24 protein-coding genes and 1 tRNA gene are annotated in these 26,038 nt (G+C 68.2%); 16 read left to right on the top strand and 9 right to left on the bottom strand.

Features of this window, described 5'->3' with window-relative positions; all coding sequences use genetic code 11:
• Window positions 1-86 precede the first annotated feature (86 nt).
• From AB0L70_RS28650 to AB0L70_RS28620, 7 genes are all read left to right on the top strand, one after another.
• Entirely contained in the window at window positions 87-1,256 is a 1,170-nt protein-coding gene (locus tag AB0L70_RS28650; protein ID WP_363689491.1) for a sensor histidine kinase, read from the top strand.
• The gene (locus AB0L70_RS28645; RefSeq protein WP_363689489.1) at window positions 1,253-1,873 is read left to right on the top strand and encodes a response regulator transcription factor; all 621 of its coding nucleotides are present in this window, start codon (window positions 1,253-1,255) and stop codon (window positions 1,871-1,873) included. Before AB0L70_RS28650 ends, AB0L70_RS28645 begins: the two co-directional genes overlap by 4 nt.
• Before the next feature lie 46 nt (window positions 1,874-1,919).
• Window positions 1,920-2,912 carry a cation diffusion facilitator family transporter gene (locus tag AB0L70_RS28640; protein ID WP_363689487.1) on the top strand — a complete coding sequence of 331 codons (993 nt, stop codon included), beginning with the start codon at window positions 1,920-1,922 and terminating at the stop codon, window positions 2,910-2,912.
• A gap of 3 nt (window positions 2,913-2,915) precedes the next feature.
• Window positions 2,916-3,383 (top strand): hypothetical protein, encoded by a 468-nt coding sequence (locus AB0L70_RS28635; protein WP_363689485.1) that lies wholly within the window; start codon window positions 2,916-2,918, stop codon window positions 3,381-3,383.
• A gap of 88 nt (window positions 3,384-3,471) precedes the next feature.
• Entirely contained in the window at window positions 3,472-5,403 is a 1,932-nt protein-coding gene (locus AB0L70_RS28630) for a trehalase family glycosidase (RefSeq protein ID WP_363689483.1), read from the top strand.
• Complete coding sequence (locus tag AB0L70_RS28625) at window positions 5,400-6,410, top strand: dihydrodipicolinate synthase family protein (protein WP_363689481.1); 1,011 nt, start codon at window positions 5,400-5,402, stop codon at window positions 6,408-6,410. The genes AB0L70_RS28630 and AB0L70_RS28625 overlap by 4 nt, the downstream gene beginning before the upstream one ends.
• Window positions 6,407-8,359, top strand: a complete 1,953-nt coding sequence (locus AB0L70_RS28620; protein ID WP_363689479.1) for an exo-alpha-sialidase — start codon at window positions 6,407-6,409, stop codon at window positions 8,357-8,359. Before AB0L70_RS28625 ends, AB0L70_RS28620 begins: the two co-directional genes overlap by 4 nt.
• 55 nt (window positions 8,360-8,414) lie before the next feature.
• Here AB0L70_RS28620 and AB0L70_RS28615 read toward each other — a convergent pair whose 3' ends face one another.
• The 5 genes from AB0L70_RS28615 to AB0L70_RS28595 form a co-directional block, all read right to left on the bottom strand.
• On the bottom strand, window positions 8,415-9,212 hold the full coding sequence (locus AB0L70_RS28615) for a hypothetical protein (RefSeq protein WP_363689477.1): 798 nt from the start codon (window positions 9,210-9,212) through the stop codon (window positions 8,415-8,417).
• A gap of 16 nt (window positions 9,213-9,228) precedes the next feature.
• Window positions 9,229-9,717: a SigE family RNA polymerase sigma factor gene (locus AB0L70_RS28610; RefSeq protein WP_363689475.1), complete on the bottom strand. Its 489-nt coding sequence runs from the start codon at window positions 9,715-9,717 to the stop codon at window positions 9,229-9,231.
• A 255-nt stretch (window positions 9,718-9,972) separates the two neighbouring features.
• Window positions 9,973-10,045: transfer RNA gene (locus AB0L70_RS28605), tRNA-His, on the bottom strand.
• 225 nt (window positions 10,046-10,270) lie between these two features.
• Window positions 10,271-10,879 carry an oligoribonuclease gene (gene orn / locus AB0L70_RS28600; RefSeq protein ID WP_363689473.1) on the bottom strand — a complete coding sequence of 203 codons (609 nt, stop codon included), beginning with the start codon at window positions 10,877-10,879 and terminating at the stop codon, window positions 10,271-10,273.
• 114 nt (window positions 10,880-10,993) lie between these two features.
• Window positions 10,994-11,905: a class I SAM-dependent methyltransferase gene (locus AB0L70_RS28595; protein WP_363689471.1), complete on the bottom strand. Its 912-nt coding sequence runs from the start codon at window positions 11,903-11,905 to the stop codon at window positions 10,994-10,996.
• A 348-nt stretch (window positions 11,906-12,253) separates the two neighbouring features.
• Here AB0L70_RS28595 and AB0L70_RS28590 point away from each other — a divergent pair, with 348 nt between their 5' ends.
• The 3 genes from AB0L70_RS28590 to AB0L70_RS28580 are packed head-to-tail and all read left to right on the top strand — an operon-like array spanning window position 12,254 to window position 16,383.
• On the top strand, window positions 12,254-15,457 hold the full coding sequence (locus AB0L70_RS28590) for a tetratricopeptide repeat protein (RefSeq protein WP_363689469.1): 3,204 nt from the start codon (window positions 12,254-12,256) through the stop codon (window positions 15,455-15,457).
• Between the two features lie 33 nt (window positions 15,458-15,490).
• Window positions 15,491-15,904 (top strand): M23 family metallopeptidase, encoded by a 414-nt coding sequence (locus AB0L70_RS28585; protein WP_363689467.1) that lies wholly within the window; start codon window positions 15,491-15,493, stop codon window positions 15,902-15,904.
• Entirely contained in the window at window positions 15,901-16,383 is a 483-nt protein-coding gene (locus AB0L70_RS28580; RefSeq protein WP_363689465.1) for a GNAT family N-acetyltransferase, read from the top strand. The genes AB0L70_RS28585 and AB0L70_RS28580 overlap by 4 nt, the downstream gene beginning before the upstream one ends.
• Before the next feature lie 28 nt (window positions 16,384-16,411).
• On the opposite strand, the gene AB0L70_RS28575 is transcribed toward AB0L70_RS28580, so the two are convergent.
• Together AB0L70_RS28575 and AB0L70_RS28570 are read right to left on the bottom strand one after the other, a co-directional pair.
• Entirely contained in the window at window positions 16,412-16,615 is a 204-nt protein-coding gene (locus AB0L70_RS28575; protein ID WP_363689463.1) for a cold-shock protein, read from the bottom strand.
• A 186-nt stretch (window positions 16,616-16,801) separates the two neighbouring features.
• Entirely contained in the window at window positions 16,802-17,587 is a 786-nt protein-coding gene (locus AB0L70_RS28570) for a hypothetical protein (RefSeq protein WP_363689462.1), read from the bottom strand.
• A 127-nt stretch (window positions 17,588-17,714) separates the two neighbouring features.
• Here AB0L70_RS28570 and AB0L70_RS28565 point away from each other — a divergent pair, with 127 nt between their 5' ends.
• Both AB0L70_RS28565 and AB0L70_RS28560 read left to right on the top strand, forming a co-directional pair.
• Complete coding sequence (locus AB0L70_RS28565) at window positions 17,715-18,707, top strand: 2-dehydropantoate 2-reductase (RefSeq protein ID WP_363689460.1); 993 nt, start codon at window positions 17,715-17,717, stop codon at window positions 18,705-18,707.
• 122 nt (window positions 18,708-18,829) lie between these two features.
• Window positions 18,830-19,861, top strand: coding sequence for a LacI family DNA-binding transcriptional regulator (locus tag AB0L70_RS28560; protein ID WP_363689458.1), 1,032 nt, complete (start codon window positions 18,830-18,832; stop codon window positions 19,859-19,861).
• Here the strand turns inward: AB0L70_RS28560 and sucD are convergent.
• Together sucD and sucC are read right to left on the bottom strand one after the other, a co-directional pair.
• Window positions 19,858-20,742: a succinate--CoA ligase subunit alpha gene (gene sucD, locus AB0L70_RS28555; RefSeq protein ID WP_363689456.1), complete on the bottom strand. Its 885-nt coding sequence runs from the start codon at window positions 20,740-20,742 to the stop codon at window positions 19,858-19,860. The genes AB0L70_RS28560 and sucD overlap by 4 nt on opposite strands.
• Window positions 20,743-20,752: 10 nt before the next feature.
• Window positions 20,753-21,904 (bottom strand): ADP-forming succinate--CoA ligase subunit beta, encoded by a 1,152-nt coding sequence (gene sucC, locus AB0L70_RS28550; RefSeq protein WP_363689454.1) that lies wholly within the window; start codon window positions 21,902-21,904, stop codon window positions 20,753-20,755.
• A gap of 135 nt (window positions 21,905-22,039) precedes the next feature.
• Between sucC and AB0L70_RS28545 the strand changes: the two genes are divergently transcribed.
• The 4 genes from AB0L70_RS28545 (at window position 22,040) to AB0L70_RS28530 (ending at window position 26,038) form a co-directional block, all read left to right on the top strand.
• Entirely contained in the window at window positions 22,040-23,404 is a 1,365-nt protein-coding gene (locus tag AB0L70_RS28545) for an OFA family MFS transporter (RefSeq protein WP_363689452.1), read from the top strand.
• A gap of 65 nt (window positions 23,405-23,469) precedes the next feature.
• Complete coding sequence (locus tag AB0L70_RS28540; RefSeq protein ID WP_363689450.1) at window positions 23,470-23,991, top strand: hypothetical protein; 522 nt, start codon at window positions 23,470-23,472, stop codon at window positions 23,989-23,991.
• Window positions 23,992-23,999: 8 nt separating this feature from the next.
• Entirely contained in the window at window positions 24,000-25,004 is a 1,005-nt protein-coding gene (locus AB0L70_RS28535; RefSeq protein WP_363689448.1) for a Gfo/Idh/MocA family oxidoreductase, read from the top strand.
• On the top strand, window positions 25,001-26,038 hold the full coding sequence (locus tag AB0L70_RS28530) for a Gfo/Idh/MocA family oxidoreductase (protein ID WP_363689446.1): 1,038 nt from the start codon (window positions 25,001-25,003) through the stop codon (window positions 26,036-26,038). The genes AB0L70_RS28535 and AB0L70_RS28530 overlap by 4 nt, the downstream gene beginning before the upstream one ends.

Here is a 26,038-nt window from a genome sequence, read left to right as displayed (position 1 = left end):
CTTCCACACGACGGGTGTTCGGCCACCATCGGATAGCCGAACGGATGATGAGGAAGCCGGTCCTCGCGGCCTACCATCGGCTGGACATGACTACTCCACGTAAGCCGGCCGGGATCCTGAGCCACGCCAACTGGCTGGTGACCGCGCTGCACGCCGCGTTCGTCGTACTGGTGCTCGCCTCGGCGATCCGGTATCTGACCGGGCACGGGTTCGGCGACCGGGCGCCCTGGGTGCTCGCGGGCGCTCTCGTGCTGCTGGCGACGTACGCCGCGCACCGGGTGCTGCCGAGTCGCGTGTGGCTCGCGCTGTTGGTGGTCGTGTGGTTCGGGCTGGTGTTGGTCGCGCCTTCGTTCGCGTGGTGCGCCGTACCGCTGTCGTTCGTGGCTCTGCGGGTGCTGGCGTTCTGGCCGGCCTGTGTGGTCGTTGCGGGCATGGTGGTCACCACAGTGGTCCAGTGGACCCGGATGGCGGACCGGTTCGATCCGACGATCGTGCTTGGGCCGGTGTGCATCGCCGTACTCGCGGTCGGCGCGTATCGGGCACTCGAACGGGACGCACTGGCCCGGCAGGCGTTGCTGGACGATTTGCACGCAGCCCAAGGGGATCTGGCCGATGCGCAGCACCAAGCCGGCGCACTGGCCGAGCGGGCGCGCTTGTCGCGGGAGATCCACGACAGCGTTGCCCAGGGGCTGTCTAGCATCAATCTGCTGCTCCAAGCTGCGGAGAGGGAGTGGGACGACCGGCCCGCAGCGGCCCGCGAACACGCGGCTCAGGCGGCGTCGACTGCTCGGGACGGGCTGGATGAGGTACGGCGAGTAGTCCGCGACCTCGCACCGGCCGAGCTGGCGGCCTCGAGTGGACCCGCTCTGCCGGATGCGCTCCGGCAGACCTGTGAGCGGCTCGCGGGCCAGAGTGGTGTGGACGTCCGAGTCCAGGTGCACGGTACGCCGGTGTCGCTCGGACCGGAGGTGGAAACCGCCTTGCTGCGTACCGCTCGTGGTGCACTGGCCAATGTGCTCGAGCACGCCGCTGCCACGACTGCTGTGGTCACGCTGACCTACCAGCCGGACGCGGTCGTCCTGGATGTCCGCGACGACGGCCGCGGTCTGCAGGAGCAACCCGTCGATCCGGATCGCGGGCGTGGGCTGGCCGGCATCCGGGACCGGCTGACCCAGCTGGGCGGGACGTTGGTGCTGGAGAGCGAACCAGGCGAGGGTACGGCGTTGGCGGCATCGATCCCCGTGGAGCGGTCATGATCCGGGTTGCGTTGGTCGACGATCATCCGGTGGTGCGGGCCGGGATGCGTGCGCTGGTCGAGGGCCAGGAGGACCTGTCCGTGGTGGGCGAGGCGTCCGACGCGCACAGTGCCGAGCAGTTGGTGGCGGCAGTGCGGCCCGATGTGGTGCTGATGGATCTGAACCTGGGCACGGGTCCTGGTGGTGCCGAGGTGACCGCGCGCCTGCGGGCGTTACCGGAACCACCCCATGTTCTGGTCCTGACGACGTACGACACCGAAGCGGACATCATGAGCGCGATCGACGCGGGTGCTTCCGGGTACCTGCTGAAGGACGCGCCGCCCGAGGACCTGTTCCGGGCGATCCGCGGTACTGCCCGAGGTGAGACGGTGCTGGCTCCGGCGGTCGCGGCCCGGTTGGTACGGCGGTCCGGTCCGACGCTCACCGAACGCGAGGTCGAGATCCTCGGCCTGCTCGCGACCGGTCTGTCCAACCGGGAGATGGCGCGCAAGCTGTTCGTGAGCGAGGCGACGGTCAAGTCTCACCTTGCGCACATCTACACCAAGCTCGAGGTCGACACCCGGGCCGGCGCCGTGGCCAGGGCGATCGAACAGCGCATCATCCGGCCGCCGAGTTGACGGCGGGTTCCGTCGGCCGCGGGTTTGCGGCGATTACTGTCGTCCTGTGACAAGCTCGGCGGAGGAAGAGGCGGGAAGCGAGAGCTTCCTGACCGTGCTCGTGGCGCTCACCGCGAACCTGTTGATCGCAGTCGCGAAGACGGCGATCGCAGTGCTCACCGGCTCGGCCTCGCTGGCCGCGGAGGCGGCGCACTCGTGGGCCGATACCGGGAACGAGGTCTTTCTGCTGGTCGGTGAGCGCCGGGCCCGGAAGCCGGTCGACCAGAAGCATCCGCTCGGATACGGGCGGGAGGGCTACATCTGGTCGATGTTCGCGGCGTTCGGACTGTTCACCGTCGGGGCGGCGGTGTCGATCTGGCACGGGATCCAGTCCCTGCAACACGGGGAGGAGCAGGGCGCGTCGTACACCTGGGCGTACGCCGTCCTCGCGATCTCGTTCGTGCTCGAGGGGATCTCGTTCGCGCAGGCGCTGCGGCAGACCAAGGCGGGCGCGCTGGCGCGGATGATCCGGCCCTGGCGGTATGTGCGGCTCACCTCGAACCCGGTCCTGCGGGCGGTGTTCGTCGAGGACCTGTCCGCGCTGATCGGCATCATCATCGCGGCGCTGGCGATCTTCCTGCATCAGGTGACCGGCAACGCGGTGTGGGACGCGGTCGGCTCGATCGCGGTCGGCGTACTGCTGGGTGTGGTCGCGCTCTTCCTGATCAGCCGGAACATGGACTTCCTCACGGGGGAGGCGGTCACTCCACTCGCTCGCAACCGCGCGCTCCGGGCGCTGCTCGACCACCCGGAGATCGAGCGCGTCACCTTCCTGCACATGGAGTGGGTCGGCGCCGACAAGATCTTCCTGGTCGCAGCAGTCGATGTCGCCGGCAACGCGGTCGAGTCCGATGTCGCCGCCCGCCTCAACGCCGTCGAAGACCTTCTCAACGCCCGGCCCGAGATCGTCCAGTCGGTCCTCACCCTCAGCCGCCCCGGCGACCAGACCGACCTCCGCCCGGTCCCCCTCCCCGACTGGTACGTCGACCCCATCGCCTGACCGATGGCGGGCAGACATCAGGACGGTTCCTGGCTGGAGCGCCTCGTACTGGCGACTCCTGCCGGCGAGTGGTCGACGCTGGGGTTGGTCCTCACCTTGCTGTGGATCGCCGTGATGGCGGGGCTTTCGGCCTCATTCGTGTACGACGACCTTGTACTCGACCATCGTGGTGAGCTCGTACCAGCGCAGGTCGTGCGGACGAATTACGACCAGCGGGGGCCCAGTTTCAACGCGGAGTTGCGGGAGCCCTTCGCCGGCGTACGAGTGATCGTCGAAGACATTCATCAACGCCCGGCGGCCGGCGCTGTCGTCGAGCTGGAGGTGGATCCGCGCAAACCCACGCGGGTCCGCGATCCAGAGGCGTGGCGCTGGCAGCCGCTTGACGTCGTGCTCATCGCACTCGCGCCCGTCGGCGTGGTCATCGCGTGGGCCAGAACGAGCGCGTGGCTCCGGCGGCGACGGGCGAATTAAGGCGCTCGACACCCGGATAATTCGTATTAGCGTGGAATCTGGTGCGAGGCTGTGTGCAGTAGACGGCCCCGAGACTTCGAGGGAACGCATGACTGACGAGAGTGAAGCGGCCTACGAACAGATTCAGGAACAGGTGTCGCGGGGGTGGAACACCTGGGACACACGCAGCGTGCTCACGCAGGTGTTGTTGCCGGAAGCCCTGGGATTGATCTTCGGGCTGAAGGAGTACTACCGCGGGACATCGTTGCGTACGGCGCAGATCGGCCGGCGGACCGAGGGCGCCGAGACCGTCACGCTGGGGCGGCACGCGTACGACGGGAGCTACACCGAGACGACCGTCAGCTGGGCCGGGATCACGATCCGGGTCCAGACCGCTCATGTCGGTGCGGATCTGGTGGCGCTGGTGACGCCAACTGCCAACCAGCAGAAGAGCGGATTGTTGACAATCTCCGCGGCCTACCTCTGGAACCGCCCCGGCACCGTAACCCGCACCCCCAACCACCTCCGGGCGATCGCAGGCCCCACACTCCCACCCGCCGCCGCGGACCCGCTCCCACCCGCCGCCGCGGACCCGCTCTCTCCCGCTGGTGTCGACGAGAGGATTGTTGACATCTTCGCGACGGCGCCGCATGTCGACGATCCTTATGTCGACATCGACGGGCCGTATCTGGCGCTGGAGCTCACCGGCGCGGTCGGCGTAAGCACAGGCAAAGCACGCAGCCTGGAAGAGGTCGCCGAGCTAATCGCTACCGCATCGGCGACGATCGGCACCGCGGAGTCCGACCCGATCGCGCAGCATCACGAGATCATTCGCGACGCGATCTCCTGGAACACGATCTACGAACCGTCAAAATCCCGCGTGATCACCGGCGTCAGCCGCCTGTGGAACGTCGGCAAGCGCGGCGGCTACGCACTCTTCTGCTGGGACGCGTTCTTCAACGCCCTGATCGCCGCCCCGAAGAGCGAGGAGGTCGCCTGCCTCAACGCCATCGAAATGCTGCGCGCCCTCACCCCCGAAGGCTTCGTGCCGAACGTCGAGCAAGGCACCGGGCGGAAAACGTACGACGGCTCGCAGCCACCGATCGGATCGTTGACAATCCTCGAGCTCTACCGCCGGTTCGGCGAACAGTGGCTGCTCGAAGAAGCCTTCGACGCCCTGCTGTCCTGGAACCGCTGGTGGTGGCGCGTCCGCCGCAACGGCGACCTGCTCTGCACGGGTTCGACGTACTTCGACCCGGAATTCCCGTCGCCACAGGACATCCCGCGGATCCATCAACACTTCGGCGCGACCTGCGAGAGCGGCTGGGACGGGCACCCGGTCTTCGACGACGTGCCCTTCGACCAGGCCACCAGCCTGCTCGCCGCCCACGACGTCGGCATCAACAGCCTGTACGTCGCCGACTGTGAGGCCCTCGCGGAAATCGCCGACATTCTCGGCCACACCGACGCCGCCACGGAACTGCGCGAGCGCCACGACACCGTCGTACGCGCGATGGAGACTTTGTGGGACGAGCCGAGTGGGATCTATCGCAGCCGACGGACCGACACCGGATTGCCGACAGAACGATTGTCGACAATGAGCTTCTATCCGTTGGTGGCCGGCGTGAGTACCGGTGAACGGACCGGGCGGATGCTGGCGGAGCACCTGCTCGCCGATGACGGTTTCGGGGGCGAGTGGATCCTGCCGACGTCGCCGCGGCACGAGCACATCGAGTACAAGGAGACCAGCTACTGGGAGGGCCGGGCCTGGCCGCCGGTGAACTTCCTGGTCTACCTGGGACTCCTGCGGGCCGGCGAGAAGGAGGCAGCGGCCTGGTTGGCCGAGGGCAGTTCGCGGTTGGTGCTGAAGGAGTGGAACCAGCACCGGCACGTACACGAGAACTACTCGAGCGTGCACGGCGACGCGTGCGACAAGCCGAACAGCGAGCCGTTCCAGACCTGGGGCGCGCTGCTGAGCCTGATCGCCCTGATGGAGAGCGGTGAAGTCACCCTCTTCGACGACAAGAGGTGGCGTCCATGAGCACGATCGACCCGAGCGGGACGGACATGAGCGGGATCGACCAGGGCGGGACGGACGTGAGCGCGATCGACCAGGGCGGGACGGACGGGGGCGCGATCGATCGGGGCGGGACGGACGTGAGCGATCTGTTGAGTGGTGTGGTCGTGCCCTTGGTGACTCCGATGTCCGCACCGGGTGTGCCCTCGGCCGAGGCGGCCGAACCGTTGCTGGCAGCAATGGCTTCCGCCGGCATCCAACGGCTGATGCTGCTGGGCAGCAACGGCGAAGGCCCACTGATCCCGGCCGAGCTGTCCGGCGAGTTCGCAGCCGGCGTCACGAAACGCTGGCGAGACCTGGTCCCGGCCGGAACGATCCTGGTCAACGTCACAGCACCCGGTACGGCGGAAGCCGAGCGGCGCGCCGACGACGCAGCCGCGGCCGGCGCGGACGCGATCGTCGCAAGTCCGCCGACCTTCTTCAACCACCGCGACGACGAGGTCATCGCCCACTTCGCCGCACTCGGCAAACACGGTCTGCCAGTCGTCGCCTACAACTCACCTCGCTCAACCCTGCTCACCAAAGCGACCGCCGACGCACTCGTCGCCATGCCACAGATGGCCGGCGTCAAGGACTCCTCGGGCGATCCCGACATGTTCCGCTACCTGCTCTCGATCGCGCGACCCGGCTTCGAAGTCAGCCAGGGCGACGAGAAGCAACTCGCCGACGCGGTACGGGCCGGAGCGCACGGCATCACGCCCGGCATCGCCAACCTGGCCCCGCGCCCGGCTCTGGAGATGTTTGCCCCAGGCGCCGATCTGGACCTGCTCCAGGACCTCTCAACTGCACTGACCAAGATCCACGCAGTGCGCCCCGGCGTACCGACCGTCAAGGCGCTGCTCAACGCGCGAGGCCTGTGCCCGACGCACTGCGCGCCGCCCCTGGCGCCCTGCACGCCGGATGAATTGCGTCAGTTGGCCGACGTGGTGGCGCCGCTCGAAAGCTATCTCCTCGAAAGGAGCGCCGCATGATCAAGCGCAGGACGTTCACCATGGGACTGGGCGTGGCCGCAGGTGCGGCCGTCACCGGGATCTCGCCGGCCTTCGCAGGTCGGGGCCCTGGGCAACCATCGTTCGACGAGAAGACCTTGTGGGACTCGTCGACCGGCGTGCTCGCCAACTACCACGTCCACGGTCTGCTTGTGCTGCCCGACGACACGATCCTCGCGTTCACCGAGGGCCGGCACGAGGTGTGTGACGCGGGACCGCGTGACCTCCTCTTGCGCCGCAGTACGGACAAAGGCGAGACCTGGAGTGAGTCGCAGGTTGTGGTGCCGTCCGTCGACGGGCAGTCGTGGGGCAACCCGGCGCTGGTATCTGACCGGCACACCGGCGAGGTATTCCTGTTCTACGCGCTGTCCGATCGTCTGCCCGAGAACACGAGCTGCTCCGGCGACACCGGCATCCTGTACGTCGTTTCCAGCAAGGACCGCGGTGTCACCTGGGGCGAGCCGCGCATACTCACTCTGTTCGACCACCTCGGGTACGACTGGGCCTTGCACTCTCCCGGACCCGGTCACGGCATCCAGCTCGACAACGGGCGCCTGCTGATGAACGTGGCGCACCGGCGGGTGATCGTCGGCAACAGCGTGGCAGAACGGATGTACGGCGTCGCATCCGTGTACAGCGATGACCACGGGCGCACGTGGCAGACCACTGGCGCCGTACCGGTGTCCGTGGACTACCCGATCAACGAAGCCCGGCTCGTGCAGCTCGACGACGGCAGTGTGCTCATCAACGGGCGGTACGCCGCCGGTGGGAACAGGCAGCGGATCACCTCGGTCAGCAAGGACCGGGGGCTCACCTGGTCAGCGCCGACGATGGACGGCGGCACGGGGACGTTCAACGCCGTCGACGCCGGCATGCTCGGCTACACGCGCGGCCGCATCCTGTTCAGCCGCCCGGACGCACCGGTCCGCTACAACATGACCGTGTCGATCAGTTACGACAGCACCCAGACGTTGCGCTACAGCCGGGTGATCAACCCGGGCCGGTCGTACTACTCCGACCTGGCCCGACTCTCCGACGGGACGATCATCCTGATCTACGGCTGCGACGGCGACATCGCGAGCTTCCCACTCCGGGTGAACATCTGCCGGTTCAACCTCGAGTGGCTCACGCAGGGCCGGGACAGTCTGGCGAAAGGGCCGCGACTCAAGTCCAAGTCCTACCAACTCGGCGCAGTCCACGGCGATCACCTCGAACGCCGGATCACCGCACCCGGGCCTGGCGAGTACGAGCTCTGGCTGCGTTACCACCGCTCCACCGACGGCGGACTGGTCTCCGTGACGGTCGACGGCCAGAAGCCACGGAACTACCTCATCGACACGACATCCGAGACCGCACCGGGGTACGACGTACTCCTGCTGGGGACTGTGCGACTCAGAGGCGGACAGCACGTGGTGCGGTTCGCACGAGCTGGTGCTGGGCGCGGTGGTGGTCAAAGCGTGTCCCTGGCTGAGTTGACGCTGACACAGGCACCAGCCGCGCCGGATGTGTCCGAGGCCATCACCGTGGACAACGGTGCGCTCGGCTACACCGTCGTCTCCGGCACCTGGCCGGCCGGCACCGGCGTGGCCGGGTTCTACAGCGGCAACTACGCCTCACACGCACCGGGCGACGGGAGCTCCAGAGTCCGCTGGCAGCCGTGCCTTCCGGCGGATGCACGGTACGAGGTGCAGGCGTCGTACACAGCCGCGTCCAACCGGTCCACGGCCGCGCCGTACGTCGTCAACCACGCGGACGGCTCGACCACGGTCCCTGTCGATCAGACCGTTCGCGGTACGGCCGACGTACGCGGTGGTGAGTGGGTCAGCCTCGGCACCTACCGCTTTGCCGCCGGCCTGGCCGGAACTGTGGAGCTGACCGACACCGCCGGCGGTTACGTCGTCGCGGACGCGGTGCGGTTCATCCGTCGCTGATCGGACGCAACGAGGCCCGGCTACCACCTGAAGGTAGCCGGGCCTCGTCTGGTCCTTACTTCTTCGGCTTGGCCGTCCCGCTCGGCTCGGCCGAGAAGACCGGCGGGAGTTTCCACGCCTTGCTCTTGGCCATCGCGGTGAGGTCGGTCGTGGAGAACAACGGGTGCTTGCGGGTGTGCTTCTGGCCCTTCTCGGCCGGCCCGTTGAAGCTGATGAAGTTGAGGTTGCGGCCGTCGGGGCGGAACAGCGTGACGTAGTTGCCCACGATGCCCTCCTTGTCCTGCCGGCTGTCGGAGTACTCCGACTCCTCGGACGAGACGTACAGACTGGACCCGTCGGCCAGCGTGGTGCAGCCCGACCTCTTGGGCCGGCAGGGGTTCGCCTCGCCGCCACCGGAGATCATCACCTGGACGTTGGAGGCGCCCTTGCCGTCGTCGACGACGTACATCGCGCCCACGAAGCCACCGTCACCGCCCCACGTCTCGGGCTTGGACAGCTTGCCCTTCTTCTCCGCGAAGGAGCGGAGCGTCGCCAGGGTCTGTTCCGGGGTCACGCTGCCCGGCTTGGACGTCGGTTTCGCCGGCTGGGTCGGTTTGGCTGACGCGGACGGTTTGGTCAGCGGGACCGGCGTACCGGCGACTGCCAGGTTGGACGGACCGTTGAGCAGCTGGATGCCACCGCCGATCAGGCCCGCGGTGGCCAGGACGGCGCCGGCACCGGTCAGGCTGAGGATCGTCGTACGGCGGCGGCGCTGCTTGAGGCCCTGCTGGACGCTGCGTTCGAGCAGGTCCGGGGTGACCGGCTCCAGGTTCTCGGTGGCGCGGTGCATCAGGTCGGTGAGATTGGTGTTCATGACTGCTCCTCGGGGTTCAGTGCGCGATCAGCTGGTCGGCGCCGTCGCCCAGGACCGCGCGGAGGCGGTTCAGGGCTCGGGCGGTGCGGGTGGTGATCGCACTGGCGTTCTTGCCGAGATCGAGCGCGACCTGCTCGACGCTGCGATCTTCGAAGAACCGCAGCACCAGCACGGCACGATCCAGTGGCGCCAATTCCGCCAAGGCACTCTGTAGAGCCATCCGCAGCTCGGGGTCACCCGGCCGCTCGGCCCGCTCAGGGAGGTCTGCTGTCGGGCGTTCGGACCAGCTCTTGCGGCGGCGCTGGGAGATGAACGTCCGCACCAGGGTGGTCCGCGCGTACGCCGCCGGGGTGTCGATCTTGTGCCAGGTCCGGAGCAGGCTCGCCAGCGTGTCCTGGACCAGGTCCTCGGCGTGATGCCGATCACCCGTCAGCAGCCACGCGGTCCGGTACAGCTGCGGTATCCCCGCCCGCGCGAACTCCTCGAAGTCTTCAACAGATCTCATCGCAGCCTCTCGGTCGATGTCTCTGTCCGGAAAGACGCACCGAAGGCCCGCGGAGATCACACCGAGGTCAGAAAACCTTCGAAAGCACCCAGACGGCGAAGGCGAGAAACCCGACCACGAACGTGACGACCAGCACCACGCCGTACCCGAACCACATGCTCCCAGTAGATCTCACCCGCACATCCTGCCAGTCCCGGGGACAGCAGAAGGGCGACGGGTCCGCGTTTCTGCGGACCCGTCGCCCTTCGATCTCCGGGTGAGTGACGGGACTTGAACCCGCGACCACCTGGACCACAACCAGGTGCTCTACCAGCTGAGCTACACCCACCATGCACCGCCGACCAACGACGGCTGAGCAATCATAGCGACGAACTTCCAGGACCAGAAATCGGCCCCAGAACCCAGGGGTTGGGTTGGGTAGCGAGACCAGAAATCGGCCCCGGAACCCAGGGGTTGGGTTGGGTAGCGAGACCAGAAATCGGCCCCGGAACCCAGGGGTTGGGTTGGGTAGCGAGACCAGAAATCGGCCGACCAACGGCGGCCGGGGTCGGGGTCAGGCGGGGGATTGGGGGGTGGTGATGAGGGTGGCGGCGGCTCGGGCTGTTTCTGAGTCGGGGCCTGGTTGGGTGACGAAGACTGTTTGACGGTAGTAACGGAGCTCGGCGATGCTCTCGGTGATGTCGGCCAGGGCCCGGTGGTTGCCGGTCTTGGCGGGCGTCGCGTAGTACACCCGCGGATACCAGCGGCGTACCAGCTCCTTGATCGAGCTGACATCGACGTTGCGATAGTGCAGGTGCGCCTCGACCCGCGGCATGTCGCGGACCAGGAAGGTCCGGTCGGTGCCGACCGAGTTCCCGGCGAGGGCCGCCTTGCGCGGCTCCTTCACATACCCGGCGATGAAGTCGAGCACCTGCTGCTCCGCGTCCTCGAGCGCGATCCCGTGCTCGAGCTCGGCCAGCAGACCGGACCCCGTATGCATGTCCCGGACGAAGTCACCCATCTGCTCCAGGGCGGCCGGCGGCGGCGCGATCACCAGGTCGATCCCGTCACCGAGCACGTTCAACTCGTAGTCGGTGACCAGAACCGCAACCTCGATCAAGGCGTCCGCCGCCAGGTCGAGGCCGGTCATCTCGCAGTCGATCCATACCAGCCGGTCATTCATGGGCACTTACCTTACGGCGCCTCACCGACACCCACGGTGCCCCCCGGCCCAACCCCGGCGTGGCGTGGGTCTCCAACCCGTCTCGAGCCGGTCCCAGTACGCCGTACAGCCCGGTCAGCGAGCCGCGTGACCAAGGTGAATGCTGCGAACCGACAGCACCGCCAGGTCACTGCGCCGACCCAGATAGTGCTCACCCTCCGGGTCCAGCAAGAGCTCCCATGTGGCCAGGTCCTCAGCACTCAGCCCCTCGGCATCCAACGGCACCGAATGCCCGTGGCCATGACCCTGCCCATGACCAACGATCAGGTCAGTCACCTCAGGGTTCAGCCGATCCACGCGCGCACGGAACCCATGGACAACCTGCTCAAGTCGCTCCGGGGACAGCGGAGCAGGCGTCTCACTCAAGATGCTCTGAGTGGTGACCTCCACCAGCCCAGCCCGAGTCAGCGCCTCGGTCCATCCGTAAGGCAGCGGAACCGACCCAGGCAGCGAATCACGCATCACCTTGAACCACCGGTCCTGCGCCGCGTCCAACCGCAACTCCAGACCCGGCTCGCCCACCCCCAGGTCCCACGGCAGACTCCGAGCCGGCAGACCGCCCTCGGCAAGCGCCAACCGCCCACCCGGCGCAAGCAACGACGCCAGTGCGTCCACCGCGGCCTGCTGATCGGCAGCGTGGTGCACGGATGCGGACGCCCAGATCAGATCGGCCGGAGCGTCGATTGCCTTACGCAACGGCTCCGCACCACTGTCCATCGAGACCAGCTCACACCGCACCGCGCCGCCGGTGTGCTCCCGAGCCTGCTCCAGTACGTCGGGGTCCGCATCGATCGCCACCACGGTCGCACCGGCCGGCAGCGCCTCCGACAGCGCCTTGGCCATCCCGCCACCACCACAGCCCACGTCCACGGCCACCTTGTCGCCGGCCCGGACGACGCCGGCGGCAACCATCCTGTTCCAGTCGGCCTCGCCCTCGGCCGATGCCCGCAGCCGTCCAGCCTCTTCTGCCCAGTCGATCTCGATCATGCCGCCAGTGTCCGCCCACCCCTGGCCGAACCGCACGCCCTGTTGCCGTTCCAGCAAACCGATCCAAGACAGGTTCCAGCAAACCGATCCAAGGACAGGTTCCAGCAATCGCTCTAGGACAGGAGGTAGTCCCGTCGCCCTGGGTCGCCCCGCCTGCGCCCTCACCGTGAGCGGGCCGGATTGCCCACTACCTCCTGTCCTTAGGGACAGATCCCCTGGACATCCGGGAGGGCGCCCGGGTGGATCGGGAGATTTTCACGATCAACCAGGAGTTCGGGGCTAGCACGGTTGCACGGCCGCTCGGGGGATGCTGTCCTGTTCGGGGATCGGGGGAGGAGGTGGCGGCCGATGGAGGCCTTGGCGGGGACAGTCGGGCGGCCTCGATTGACGGCGTTGCTGGACGAGGGTGTGCAGCGCCGGCTGCTGTCAGTGGTGGCTGATGCCGGGTTCGGGAAGTCCACTCTGCTGAGCTCGTGGGCCGCCGAACGCCCCTGCGCGTGGCACACCGTCCGCGCGGAGGACGGTTCGCTGGCCGCCATGGTGTCGGCCCTGGTGACTGCCCTCCGTCGCCAGGTCCCCGCGCTCGAGTCCATCCCGGCCGAGCTGCAGAGCCCACGCGGCCCGGACGCCGACGCCGAGCAAGAGACCCGAGCCCTCGCGTACGCCGCTCTCCTCGCCGACGCCCTCACCGAGAACCTCGATGACGACCTCATCCTCGTCCTCGACGACCTGCACGAGCTGGACCCCGCCGCGCCCGCGACCAAGCTGATCGAGGGCCTGGTCCGCATCGCGCCATCGAGCCTGCACCTGGTCGTCGCCTCCCGCAGTCCCATGCCCTTCGGCATCGACCGGCTCCGCGGCCGTGGTCAGGTCCTCGAGATCGACGCGACCGCCCTAGCCTTCACAGTCGCCGAGACTCGCGACGTACTGGAACGTGTGCTGGGCGAAGGCACCGAGGAGCTGGCCGAGCCGCTGCAATCCGCGGTCCAGGGCTGGCCGGCCGCCGTACGCCTTGCGGTGGAAGCACTCCGGACTGCGCCGGCCGAGGAGCGCGGCACGCGGTTGCGCCGGGCGCTGCGATCGGACGGCCCGCTGTACGACTACCTGGCCGAGGAGGTCTTCGCCGCCGAACCTCCAGCGGTACGTCGGTTGGTCGCGGCAGTCGCTGTACTCCCACGGTTCGGATCTGCCCTCTGCAAGGCGATCGGCCTCACCGACAGCGCAGAGACCCTGCAGCAGCTCCGCATGCGCGGACTACTCGTCTCAACCGGTGATGCGGATGGCTACGAGCTCAACCCGCTGGTGAAGAACTTCGCCAACGACAGGCTGACCGTGGACCGCCGTGAGATGGCAGAACTCTCACTGCAAGCCGGCCGCTGGTTCGAGTCGGTCGGAGAACACAGAGACGCGCTCGCCTGCTATCAAGCCGTCGAACCGGCCAAAGCGGCCCGCATGCTCGCGGACCGTGGACATGGCATGGTCAGTGGCGGGCTGGCCGAGATCGTGGTCGCTGCGGTCGCATCGCTCCCGTCCGAGCTGCGTGACGCCGCCATGGACCAGTTGGAAGGTGAAGCCCGCCAGGTGTTGGGGGACTGGCAGGGCGCCGTGGAGTGCTTCGACCGCATCATCGAGCCCGACGGCGAGATCCCGGTCGCGATCGCCTGGCGCCTTGGCCTGATCCATCACCTGCGCGGTCAGACCGATGTAGCGATCGCCATGTATCAGCGCGGCCGGATCGACGGGCAGCAGCCGACAGACGAGGCACTGCTGCAGGCCTGGTGGGCCGGTGCGCACTGGCTGCGCGGCGAGTTCGATGAGTGCCGCGCACTGATCTCTGCCGCTCAAGAGTCGGCCAAGATGTCCGGAGACGACAGAGCGCTGGCCATCGTGCACACCGTCCTCGCGATGCTCGCCGCAGTGGACAGCGACCCACGCGGCAACTCCTCGCACTATCTACGCGCGCTCGAGCATGCCGAACGTGCGGGCGACCTGCTGCAAGCCATCCGCATCCGCGTCAATCGTGGGTCGCACCACATTGCCGAGGGCGACTACGGACCCGGACTGAAGGAGCTGGACGTCGCCATCGAGCTCGCCGATCGCGCCGGCTTCGCAGTGTTCCGCGCACTCGCTCTCAACAACCGTGGCGAGGCGCTACTGAGGTTGGGCCGACTGGACGAGGCAATCGGCGAACTGGAGGCGTCGCGAGCGCTCTACCAAAAGCTGGAGTCCAAACGCGTCGCCCAGCCGCTGTCCGTCCTCGGTGAGGTCTATCGGCAGCGTGGTGACCGCGCGATGGCACGGGCCTGTTTCGAGGAAGCCATCGCGATGGGTGAGGAGACCAAGGACATGCAGTCCCTAGTGCCGTCGCTGGCCGGACTGGCGCGCGTACTGGCGGTCGAGGAACCGCAGCGGGCCGCGAAGATGGCCGAGATGGCGGGACAAGCAGTTGCCTATGGCCCCGTTCTCGGACGCTCCGGCGCACTCGTCGCGCTCGGCTGGGTCACGTTGCAGGCCGGCAACCTGACTGAGGCCGCATCGGCCGCGGACGAGGCAGCCGCGCTCTGCCGGAAGCGCCGCGACCGCGCCGGTCTGGCTGACGCCCTGGAGCTGTACGCCGCGGCCGGAGGTGGCGAGGTCCTCCACGAGGTCCTGAACATCCGCAGCGCGCTGGGCGACCAGCTCGGCGAGGCGCGCGCCCAGCTGATGCTCGCCGGCCGCACCCAAGGCGCCGAAGGCCGTGACCTGGCACTGCGCGCACACCAGCAGTTCTTGGCCGCCGGCGCGACCCGGTACGCCGCAGCCGCACTCGCAGCCACCGACGAGACCGGCCCGGCTCCCGTCCGCATCGAGTGTCTGGGCGGCTTCCGCGTGCTCCGCAACGGCAAGGTGGTTCAGCTCGGCGAGTGGCCGTCCAAGAAGGCACGCGACCTGCTGAAGATCCTCATCGCCCGCCGCTGCCGGCCGGTCGCCCGCGTGCAGCTCCTCGACCTGCTCTGGCCCGATCAGGACGAGTCGGTCGCGTCACCCCGACTCTCCGTCGCCCTGTCGACAGTGCGCTCCGTACTCGACCCGGAGAAGAAGTACCCGGCCGACAACTTCGTCGGCGCGGACCGGGCCACCATCTGGCTCGACGGCGATCAAACCGCCGTGGATGTCGAGCTGTTCCTGCACGACGCGCGAGAGGGCCTCAACACCAGCGATCTCCGGTTGCTCCGGACGGCCGAGGCGGCGTACTCCGGTGACTTCCTGGAGGAGGACGTGTACGCCGACTGGGCCGCAGGGATGCGTGAAGAGGCGCGGGCGCTCTACGTCCGGGTGGCGCGCGTACTGGCCGAGCGGGGTCGGCGTGACCCCGATGCGGCCGCCGGATACCTGCTGCGGATCCTGCAGCGGGACCAGTACGACGAGCGCGCGCACCTCGGCCTGGTGGCTGCGTTCCAAGCCAGTGGTGCACACGGTGAAGCCCGGCGGGCGTACCGCACTTACGTGCAGCGGATGGCCGAGCTGGAGGTAGAGCCGGCGCCCTATCCAGCGGTGCCGGCCCGGCTTTAAGACTTTCTGAAGGTGCCGCCGCAGCATCTGATCATGACAGCGCCGGTGCACAACCCCGAGGTGGTTCGAGAGTTCGGGACGACAGATCATTCCGGTCGCGACTACCGCACCGAACCGGGTACTCCGATCAGGGCGTCCCTGGCCGGTGTGGTGGTGCAACTCCAGGCCGGACGGGTAGCGGTCGAGTCGAACGCGATCTGGCATCTGTACGACGGCCTGTCCGAGCTGGTGGTCAGTCAGGGGGAGACCGTGGAAACGGGGGACCGGCTCGGGGTGGCAGCGGGTACGCATCTGCACTACGAGGAACGGGTGGCGCCGTACCGGGCCGGTGACCACCGCAGTCCGCAGTTCGATCTGCACACCAACGCCCGGATGCGGGTAATGGCGCCGGACGGGTCGGCCGAGGAGGGAGCGGCCGAGCCGTCCGGCGCTACCGTTGAGCCGTGATCAAGACCGCGCGCCTGACCATCCTGCCGTTGCGGGTGGAGCACGCGACCGAAATGGTCCACGTCCTGGCCGATCCGGCCCTCTACACCTTCACCGGTGGTGAACCGCCGACCGTCGAAGCACTGGAGGCTCGTTACCGCCGTCAGCTAGCTGGTCCGGGCCGTCCGGACGAGCAGTGGCTCAACTGGGTGATCCGCCACGAGGACGAGCTCATCGGGTACGTGCAAGCGACAGTCACCGGTAGTACGGCGGAGATCGCTTGGGTGATCGGCACCGCCTGGCAGGGCCATGGCTGTGCAAAAGAGGCCGCAGTGGGACTGGTCGCCTGGCTGCACGAGCAAGGGGTCGAGCGGATCATCGCGCACGTCCACCCCGACCACACTGCGTCAGCGGCCGTCACCGCGGCCGCCGGTCTGACCCGGACCGATCACCTGGACGACGGCGAGTACCTCTGGAGTACAGAACAGGCCCGGCCGTAATCGGCCGGGCCTGCTCACGCTACTGGGTTCAGACGGGGCGAACGTTCTCCGCCTGCAGGCCCTTCGGGCCCTGCGCTACGTCGAACTCGACCTTCTGGTTCTCCTCGAGGGAGCGGAAGCCGTCCGTCGCGATCGCCGAGTAGTGCACGAACACGTCGGCGCCGCCGCCGTCCTGGGTGATGAAGCCGAAGCCCTTTTCGCCGTTGAACCACTTCACTGTTCCGCTGGCCATGATCTGCTCCTTCTGTGGGGCCTACGAGCCCGGCGGATGCCGGGTCCCGGGTTGCCGCAACCAGCCCTCCCAGATCGGACCAACGGTCCTGATATGAGAAAAACGCCCGCCGGATGTACAAATCCGCGGGCGCTTCAAAAACGAACGTGGAACTGCAAAACTGCAACCGCGGAAACCCTAGCACGCTCAGTCGGCCAGCAACCACCCACCGCCACGCTGTGTGTCGTAGTCGTCCGGTGTCCCGGACCAAGTGGCCAGGCATCCCGGCCGGCCACACTCACAGGCGAACGCGTACGGCGGCAGCTCGGCCAGCCCGATATCCGCCTGCCACAACCTCCCTTGCCGGCACGCGGCCAGGTTCTCGTACTGGCGCTGCCGCGCAAGCTCCTCACCCTCTTCGAGGCCCTGCAACGGACCCAGCGCATCCTCGACCGCATGAGTGATCGCTGCCCAGTCAGGATCGGCTGGCACCTCGATGACTGCCCGCCCGCGCTCGACCGCTTCACGTCGTACCAAATCAGCCAGTACGGCGTCCCGCGCCAACAGCCCTTCTAGTCGAGCCCGGCCCTCTGGATCCTCCGCCCGGGCCAGCCGCTCCTCGCGGGCACGTCTGGTCTGCTCCGCATCCGGAACCAACCACACCGCGGCCGGGATCTCGTCAGCCATCGACGGGAACAGCTGTGGTCCCTCCACCAGCGCAGGTACGTCGCCCAGCCCGCGCTCCCGCACATCCGCAGCCACCAACTCCAGCCGCGTCCGCGCGATCTCCACGAACGAAGCCGCAGCAGCCGCCGGACCCGCAGCCAGCTCCTCGGCCAACGGCCGCAGTGGTGGCATCCGTCCGACGTGCGCGTAGGTCCACAGATCAATCGCCTGCAGCGGCAAATCCTTCCGCCGCGCGAGCCCCCGCGCAATCGTCGACTTCCCCGCCCCCGGGGCCCCGCCAATCCACACCATCGCCGGCCAACTCATCTGCCCATCCTGCCAACACGCAAGGTCCAGAACGGGCGAGCGTTTGCCGGGGGTGTGATCTTGACCGCATTTAGGCTCCCGCCTACTGTATGCGGTATACCAAGCCTGCTCGGAAGGCGGTACCTTCATGAAGGTTGCTGTTCTCGGCGCCGGGGCGATCGGCGCGTACGTCGGCGCCGCGTTGCATCGCGGTGGGACCGAGGTGCATCTGATCGCCCGCGGCGCCCAGCTGGACGCGATCCGGACGAACGGCGTCCGCGTGCTCAGCCCGCGCGGTGACTTCGACGCGCGGACACCGGCCACCGACGACCCCGCCGAGGTTGGCCCGGTCGACTACGTCTTCCTCGGCCTGAAGGCGAACTCCTACGCGAGCGCCGGCCCGCTGATCGAACCGCTCCTGCACGACCGCACAGTCGTCGTGGCAGCGCAGAACGGCATCCCCTGGTGGTACTTCCACGGCCTCAAAGGTCCGTACGAAGGCCGCCGGATCGAGTCCGTCGATCCCGGCGGTTCGGTGACGCAGGTCCTGGATCTCGATCGGGCCGTCGGCTGCGTCGTCTACTGCTCGACCGAGTTGGAAGGCCCAGGCGTCGTACGGCATCTCGAAGGCACCCGGTTCTCGATCGGTGAACCGGGCGGCGGAGTCACAGCTCGGTGTACGGCGTTCAGCGACGCGATGATCGCCGGTGGGTTGAAGTGCCCGGTGGAGACGGATATCCGCAACGACATATGGATCAAGCTGCTCGGCAACGCCGCCTTCAATCCGATCAGTGCGCTGGCCCGCGCCACGATGGTGGAGATCGCCACGCATCAGGGCACCCGTGCGATGGTCCGGCTGATGATGGAGGAGTCATTGCAGATCGCCGCCGCGGTCGGTTCTCACCCGGAGATCTCCGTCGACAAGCGGATCAACGGCGCCGAGCGGGTCGGTGAGCACAAGACGTCGATGCTCCAGGACCTGGAGAAGGACAAGCCGCTCGAGCTCGACGTCATCCTCGCCGCGGTCGTCGAGCTGGCCGACCTCACCGGCACCAAGGCGCCCACCCTGCGTGCGGTCCACGCCGTCGCCGACCTCCTGTCCACCAAGATCGGCGCCCCTCCGGCAGTTGCGACCACCTGAGCCAGGTGGGTCCGGCCACAGCGACGTCGGACCCACCTGTTCCAACGACAGCCCACTCGCGTCGATCGCGCGGTGTTGACGTCAACATGTCTACACTGCGGGACACAGGCGAGGAGGGGACGATGCCCGCGGAGGATGCAGTACGACGGCGCCGAGGCGCGTCGATGGCCGATGTGGCCCGCTTGGCCGGAGTGTCAGGTCAGACCGTGTCACGCGTGGCCAACGACCGGAACAACGTCGACGCCGTCACCCGGGACCGGGTCCGGGCCGCCATGCGCGAGCTCGGCTACCGGCCGAACAGTGCCGCCCGCGCGCTCCGCAACGGCGAGTACCGCAGCATCGGCGTGATCGTCTTCGAGCTCTCCACCTTCGGTACGACGCGCACCCTCGATGCGATCGCCACCGCGGCCACCATCAGCGGCTACGCGATCAACCTGGTGCCCGTGCTCGATGTCAGCCAGCAGGCCGTGACGAACGCGTTCACCCGGCTGGGGGAGCAGGCCGTGGACGGCGTGATCATCCTGATCGAGGCGCACACGCTGGACTCGGCCGGCGTGCAGCTACCGGACGGACTGCCTGTCGTGGTGGTCGACTCCAGTGCGCACTACGACTACCCGATTGTCGACACCGACCAGGCCCAGGGTGCCCGGCTGGCCACGGAACACCTGCTGGAGCTGGGCCATGACACGGTCTGGCATCTCGGCGGCCCACCGACCTCGTTCGCGGCTCAGCGTCGGCGCCGTTCCTGGGAAGAGACTCTGACCGAGCACGGCCGCGACGTACCACCAGTGCTGGACGGCGACTGGACCGCCAGCTCAGGCTACGAAGCCGGCTGCCGCCTGGCCGCCGACGACAAGGTCACCGCCGTCTTCGTCGCCAACGACCAGATGGCTCTCGGCCTGCTCCGCGCCCTGCATGAGCACGGCCGCGCGGTGCCGGACGACGTCAGCGTGGTCGGCTTCGACGACATGGAAGAGGCGGCCCATTTCTGGCCGCCTCTCACCACCGTCCGGCAGACCTTCGCCGAGGTAGGCCGGATGAGCGTCGACTCCCTGATCGCCGAGATCCGGGCCGGCGAACACCACAACTCCCCGGTCGCCGTCCCCACCGAACTCATCGTCCGCCGCAGCACATCCGCACCACGTAAGAACTAAACAGCCACAGCCAGCACTGCGCGCATCAGCTCGGCGGTCTCGGTCGGGGTCTTGCCGACGCGTACGCCGGCTGCCTCGAGAGCCTCCTGTTTAGCGACAGCCGTGCCCGAGGAGCCGGAGACGATGGCGCCGGCGTGGCCCATCGTCTTGCCCTCGGGAGCGGTGAAGCCGGCGACGTAGCCGACGACGGGCTTGGTCACGTTCTCCCTGATGAACGCGGCCGCACGCTCCTCCGCGTCACCACCGATCTCACCGATCATCACAATGGCGTCGGTGTCGGGGTCGTCCTGGAACGCCTGCAGGGCGTCGATGTGTGTCGTACCGATGATCGGGTCACCGCCGATACCGATCGCGGTGGAGAATCCGAAGTCCCGCAGTTCGTACATCATCTGGTACGTCAGCGTTCCTGACTTGGAGACCAGGCCGATCCGGCCGGGGCCCGCGATGTCGGCGGGGATGATGCCGGCGTTGGCGCGACCAGGGCTGATGATGCCGGGACAGTTCGGGCCGATGACGCGCGTACCGGCGGCTTGGGCGTGCGCGAAGAACGCGGCGGTGTCGTGCACCGGCACGCCTTCGGTGATCACGACAACGAGCGGTACGCCAGCATCCACGGCCTCGATCACGGCACCGCGGGTGAAGCGCGGCGGGACGAAGACCACGGACACGTCGGCCTGGGCGGACTTGACCGCGTCGGCGCAGGAGTCGTAGACGGGGATCGAACGCTTCGCGAAGTCGACCGACTGGCCGCCCTTGCCCGGCGTCACGCCGCCGACGATATTGGTGCCGGCGGCAAGCATCCGGCTGGTGTGCTTCTGTCCCTCGGATCCCGTCATCCCTTGGACGATGACCCGGCTCTGCTCGGTCAGGAAGATTGCCATCTCACGCCTCTCAGTTCTGGGCGGCCAGCTCGGCCGCACGGGCCGCCGCGCCGTCCATCGTGTCCACCACGGTCACCAGCGGATGGTTGGCCTGGGCAAGGATCCTGCGGCCCTCGTCGACGTTGTTGCCGTCCAGCCGGACCACCAGCGGCTTGTCGGCCTGATCACCCAGCAGCGCGAGCGCCTGGACGATGCCGTTCGAGACCGCGTCGCAGGCGGTGATCCCGCCGAACACGTTCACGAACACACTGCGCACCTGGGCGTCGGACAGGATGACACCGAGCCCGTTCGCCATCACCTCGGCCGACGCGCCACCCCCGATGTCCAGGAAGTTCGCGGGCTTCACGCCGTACGGCGAGCCCGCGTACGCGACCACGTCGAGTGTCGACATCACCAGCCCGGCGCCGTTCCCGATGATGCCGACCGAGCCGTCGAGCTTGACGTAGTTGAGGCCCTTCTCCTGCGCGGCCGCCTCCAACGGATCGCCGGCCGCCTTGTCGTCGAACGCCGCGTGATCCGGATGCCGGTACGACGCGTTGTCGTCCAGCGTCACCTTGCCGTCGAGGGCTTCCAGCGAACCGTCCGCGAGTTTGACCAGCGGATTCACCTCGACCAGTGACGCGTCCTCGGCGATGAACACGTCCCACAGCCGGCGTACGACGTCCTCCGCACCGGCCGGGAATCCGGCCGCGGTCACGATCTCGGCGGCCTTGGCCTCGTCGACGCCGACGGCCGGATCGATGGCGACCTGGGCGATCGCGTCCGGGTTGGTGTGCGCGACCTCCTCGATCTCGACGCCGCCCTCGGTGCTGGCGATACACAGGTACGAGCGGTTAGCCCGGTCGATCAGGAACGAGAAGTAGTACTCCTCGGTGATCTCCGCGGCCGGCGCGAGCAGGACCCGGTGCACGGTGTGGCCCTTGATGTCCATGCCGAGGATGTCCTTCGCCCGTGCGACTGCCTCGACGGGGGAGGCCGCGAGCTTCACGCCGCCGGCCTTGCCCCGGCCGCCGGTCTTCACCTGCGCCTTCACCACCACCCGGCCACCGAGTTCCTCGGCAGCGGCGGCGGCATCGTCCGGGTCCTCGATCGCCCGGCCGAGCGTCACCGGAACGCCGTGCCGGGCGAAGAGTTCTTTGGCTTGGTACTCCATCAGGTCCACAGGAAGCCTCCCTCACAGTTGTGACGACTGTATGCGGTATGCAATCTCGTCACAAGAGGGTGCCAGGTCTGGACAGCGGGAGCGTGGCGGAGTACCACAGACTTCATACGGTATGCAGTAGTCAGGAGGCGCGCTATGAATCACGTGATGCCCCGAGATGTCCGTGACGTCTACGGCCGGCGCTACCGGATCGGCGAGGACGCGCGGGAACTGACCGGTCATTCCCGGCGCTGGCAACTGTGGGCCGCGTGGGCCTGCATGGTTGCCATCAGCCCATTGCAGTACTCGTTCGGCACCGCAGCGTTAGGCCTTGGGTCCGACCGCGGCTGGGGTTCGGCGCAGACAATGTGGCTGCTCGCCCTGTTCGTCGCGTGTCAAGCTCTGGTCGCGATCCCCGCCGCCTGGGCCCATCGCGGACGACGGGCAACGCCGACGCAGCTCGTTGTCCTCGGCGGTGTGCTGGCCGCGATCGGTCTCGCGACGCTCGCTCACGGACACAGCTACGTCACCGTCGTGGCCGGCTACGCCCTACTCGGCGGGACCGGCGCCGGTCTCGTGTACGCCGCCTGCATCACCACGTCGGCGCGGTGGTTTCCGGATCGGCGGACCGCCACGATCGGGTTCGTCACCGGTGGCTTCGCGGTGGGCGCCGTACCGAGCATCGCATTGTTGACAATCTTCCAATCCGACCAGCGGATTGTCTTCGACCTGACCGCGTTGATCGCGCTGTTGGTGATCCTGGTCGCCGGAGGCTTGTTGAAGGATCCGCCGCGGCACTGGTGGCCCGCGGACATCGACGCGCAGGCCTGGGCGATCGACCGCAAGCTGAACCGCAGCATCCCGCACAACCTCCCGGCGGTTCGGCACTACCGACCGGGCGAGGCGATGCGGACCGGCGCACTCCCGCTGATGTGGCTGATGCTGGCAATCAGTACGGCGCTGTCGCTCTTCGGTATCGCCTTCGTCGTGAACTACGCCGTCACCGCGGAGCTGAGTCTCGCGGTAGCCGGGTTCGCGGCCGGATTGCTTGCCGCAGTCAACGGTCTTGGTCGCTCATTCGCCGGCACGCTCTCGGATCGATTCGGCCGGCGTCGCGTGCTCGCCGCCGTACTGATGGTCGAGGGCTTCATGCATGTCGGGCTCGTCGTGGCGGGTGAAGCGGGTGCCGGGTGGGCGTTCGTGGTGTGCGCGATGTTCGCCGGACTCGGCGGCGGTGCGTTCTACGCGATCATGGCCAACCTCGTCCTGGAGTTCTTCGGCGAGAACAGCCTGCTGCAGAACCAGGCGATCCTCTACTCGGCGAAGGCCGTCGGCGGACTCGTCGGCATCGGCGTCGCTGCATCGCTGATAGCGGTGATCGGCTACCGGCCGCTGTTCCTCGGCGCCGGACTACTCGGCGTACTCACCGCCCTGAGTGTGCGGCTGCTCAAACAACCAGGACGACCGGCGCTACCGGTCCGCCCGCAACTCGGTACGCCGGTCGCGGGGCCGGGCGAGTGAGCCCGGGAGAGGCCGGGGTCTGGCCGAGCGCTTACGTCCGCAGACCTCGCCCCGACCCGTGCGTGATGGAGCTCGTGTCCCGGCTCGCCCGCGAACCGTGGACCGATCGTCCGGCGAGTGTCCATCCGGTGTTAGGCGCGATCGCCAGGGCCGCCCATGACCACTGCAGTCCAGCAGGCCGTCGCGCTCTGTTGCCGTTGGCGCCGAGCTTCCTCGGCACCGCACGGCCTGGCTTCGATCAGTCGGCCAGGTTGGTCGCTCTCTGTGTCTCGACCGCGCTGACCGCAGCCGAGTTGACGAGCGACGAGCGGACCCGCCTCGCGATGGCTCATCAGATCGCGATGCACCTGCTCACCGGCCAGGACGAGCCCGCCGGCGCGGCCCGTTGGTGGCTTCCGGCGCTGGGACGATTCGGGTGGAGCGAGCCGTTCTACCGGAACTTCGTGGCCACCGAACACGCCGCCGAGGCTGTCGCGGTCACCGCGAGGGTCGGCGACGACGTCGGGCTGCGGGGGCTGGTGAAGCAGTGTCTGGCCGTGTCCGGCGCGGCCGGGGTCGAGTTGCTGGGAGATCGTTTGCACGGTTGACTCGATGCATGCCTGCTCCCGTGCGGTTGGCCGTGATCGGTGCCGCGCACTCCCACGTCCGGTACGCGCTGGACGAGGTTCCCCTGCGCCCCGACCTCACCTTGGTCGCCGTCGCGGATCCGGAGCACGCCACCGCGACCCGGTACGCCGATGAGTTCGGCGTACCGGCGTACGACGACCACCGGCGGCTGCTCGACGACCTGCACCCGGACGTGGTCATGATCGCCGGCATCTACGCCGAGCGCGCCGAGGCCATCGTCGACGCCCTCCACGCCGGCGCGCACGTGCTCGCCGACAAGCCGCTCTGCACGACCCTCGACGAACTCGACGCGATCGAGACTGCCCAGCGCGAGACCGGGCGAGTTGTCTCGCTGCTCCTCGAGAAGCGGAACTATCCCGAGACCCTCGCCGCCCGCGCCCTGCTGGCCGACGGTTCGCTGGGGGAGTTGGTCCAGGTCGCCTCGACCGGTCCGCACAAGCTCAACCGGCCGACCCGGCCGGACTGGTTCCTCACCCGCAAGGGGTACGGCGGGATCCTCGGCGATCTCGCAGTTCACGACATCGACCTCGTCCTGCTGCTGTCGGGTGCGACCGAGGGGACCGTCGCCGGGGTCGCAGACCAGACCGACCCCGAGTTCGCGCTGCACGGCGCGCTCCTGCTCCGAGCCGGCGCGGTCACCGCGACCATCGAAGTCAACTGGCTGACGCCCGCGGCCTCGCCGTACCACGGTGACTACCGGATGCGGCTCACCGGCACGGAGGGCACCGCGGAGTTGTTCTGGGCGCAGAAGAAGTTGCTTGCAGCAACCACTGATCGACCACCGTGGCAGGTGGACCTCCCGCCCGGCGGGCGACCAGCGGCCGAGGCGCTCGACGCATTGGCGGCGGGACTCGAGCCCGAGACCAGTACGGCGGCCGGCTTTGCCGCGACACGGGTCGCGCTGCTCGCGCAGGAGAGCGCCGACGCCGGCGGTGCAGTGCTTCCGTGGCAACTGAGAGGACGGTCCGGATGAAGTTCGCAGTAGTGGGTGCCGGAGTCATCGGTGCGACCCATGCTCGCCTGATCACGTCTCTGCCGGAAGGCTCGGAGCTGGTCGCGGTCGTGGACGTTGAGGGGGACCGGGCCGAAGCGCTGACCGGCAAACACGGCGGCGAGCCGATGACGGATCTGGCGAAGGCCTGTGCGCGGCCGGATATCGACGCGGTCAGCATCTGCCTGCCCAGCGGCCTGCACGCCGACGCGGCCATCACCGCGCTCGAGGCCGGGAAGCACGTCATCGTGGAGAAGCCGCTCGATGTGACACTCGCCGCAGCCGACCGGTTCATCGACGCGGAGCAGCGGACCGGGATGACGGTCGCGGTGATCAGTCAGCGCAGGTTCCAGCAGGCGCCGGCCTTCGTGCACCAGGCCGTAGCGGACGGCCGGTTGGGCCGCATCACCACCGGCATTGCCGAGTCGGCATTCTGGCGTTCGCAGGAGTACTACGACTCCGGCGGTTGGCGTGGCACGGTCGAGCTCGACGGCGGCGGAGCGCTGATGAACCAAGGCATCCACGTCGTCGACCTGCTGCTGTGGATGCTCGGTGAGCCTGTCGAGGTGCAGGCGTACAGCGACCGGCTCGCGCATGAGCGGATCGACGTCGAGGACACGGTTGCGGCGACTGTGCGGTTCCGCAGCGGTGCGATCGGGTCGATCGTCGCGACGACTTCGGCGTACCCGGGCCGTCCGGTCCGGCTGTCCGTGTACGGCGACCAAGGCAGCGCGGTGATCGAGCAGGACGACCTGGTCGCGTTCGACGTTGCGGACGGCGGAACAGCGACCGGTGCGCACGGCGGCGGGGACGGACAGCCCGCCGGCGAGGCGAGCGTGACCCAGTCGGTCGCCGACGCGCACCTCGCGCAGTACGTCGACTTCATCGAGGCGGTCCGGGATAGCCGGCCACCGGCGATCACGACCCTCGACGCACGGCGCGCGCTTGAGGTCGTGCTCGGGGTCTACGAATCCGCGCGGACCGGCGGTCCGGTCCAGCTGACCGGGAGAGCGTGA

The organism is Kribbella sp. NPDC051952, from assembly GCF_040680855.1.
GTDB lineage: Bacteria > Actinomycetota > Actinomycetes > Propionibacteriales > Kribbellaceae > Kribbella.
Note: the sequence above shows the minus strand (reverse complement) of the source record. Positions and strands in the feature narration are given on the sequence as shown.

Bases quoted from the DNA above. Each gene is read 5' to 3' on its own strand.
- AB0L70_RS28650 (WP_363689491.1), top strand. From the start codon at position 87: ATGACTACTCCACGTAAGCCGGCCGGGATCCTGAGCCACGCCAACTGG.
- AB0L70_RS28645 (WP_363689489.1), top strand. From the start codon at position 1,253: ATGATCCGGGTTGCGTTGGTCGACGATCATCCGGTGGTGCGGGCCGGG.
- AB0L70_RS28635 (WP_363689485.1), top strand. From the start codon at position 2,916: ATGGCGGGCAGACATCAGGACGGTTCCTGGCTGGAGCGCCTCGTACTG.
- AB0L70_RS28630 (WP_363689483.1), top strand. From the start codon at position 3,472: ATGACTGACGAGAGTGAAGCGGCCTACGAACAGATTCAGGAACAGGTG.
- AB0L70_RS28625 (WP_363689481.1), top strand. From the start codon at position 5,400: ATGAGCACGATCGACCCGAGCGGGACGGACATGAGCGGGATCGACCAG.
- AB0L70_RS28620 (WP_363689479.1), top strand. From the start codon at position 6,407: ATGATCAAGCGCAGGACGTTCACCATGGGACTGGGCGTGGCCGCAGGT.
- AB0L70_RS28615 (WP_363689477.1), bottom strand. From the start codon at position 9,212: ATGAACACCAATCTCACCGACCTGATGCACCGCGCCACCGAGAACCTG.
- AB0L70_RS28610 (WP_363689475.1), bottom strand. From the start codon at position 9,717: ATGAGATCTGTTGAAGACTTCGAGGAGTTCGCGCGGGCGGGGATACCG.
- orn (WP_363689473.1), bottom strand. From the start codon at position 10,879: ATGAATGACCGGCTGGTATGGATCGACTGCGAGATGACCGGCCTCGAC.
- AB0L70_RS28595 (WP_363689471.1), bottom strand. From the start codon at position 11,905: ATGATCGAGATCGACTGGGCAGAAGAGGCTGGACGGCTGCGGGCATCG.
- AB0L70_RS28590 (WP_363689469.1), top strand. From the start codon at position 12,254: ATGGAGGCCTTGGCGGGGACAGTCGGGCGGCCTCGATTGACGGCGTTG.
- AB0L70_RS28585 (WP_363689467.1), top strand. From the start codon at position 15,491: ATGACAGCGCCGGTGCACAACCCCGAGGTGGTTCGAGAGTTCGGGACG.
- AB0L70_RS28575 (WP_363689463.1), bottom strand. From the start codon at position 16,615: ATGGCCAGCGGAACAGTGAAGTGGTTCAACGGCGAAAAGGGCTTCGGC.
- AB0L70_RS28570 (WP_363689462.1), bottom strand. From the start codon at position 17,587: ATGAGTTGGCCGGCGATGGTGTGGATTGGCGGGGCCCCGGGGGCGGGG.
- AB0L70_RS28565 (WP_363689460.1), top strand. From the start codon at position 17,715: ATGAAGGTTGCTGTTCTCGGCGCCGGGGCGATCGGCGCGTACGTCGGC.
- AB0L70_RS28560 (WP_363689458.1), top strand. From the start codon at position 18,830: ATGCCCGCGGAGGATGCAGTACGACGGCGCCGAGGCGCGTCGATGGCC.
- sucD (WP_363689456.1), bottom strand. From the start codon at position 20,742: ATGGCAATCTTCCTGACCGAGCAGAGCCGGGTCATCGTCCAAGGGATG.
- AB0L70_RS28545 (WP_363689452.1), top strand. From the start codon at position 22,040: ATGAATCACGTGATGCCCCGAGATGTCCGTGACGTCTACGGCCGGCGC.
- AB0L70_RS28540 (WP_363689450.1), top strand. From the start codon at position 23,470: ATGGAGCTCGTGTCCCGGCTCGCCCGCGAACCGTGGACCGATCGTCCG.
- AB0L70_RS28535 (WP_363689448.1), top strand. From the start codon at position 24,000: ATGCCTGCTCCCGTGCGGTTGGCCGTGATCGGTGCCGCGCACTCCCAC.
- AB0L70_RS28530 (WP_363689446.1), top strand. From the start codon at position 25,001: ATGAAGTTCGCAGTAGTGGGTGCCGGAGTCATCGGTGCGACCCATGCT.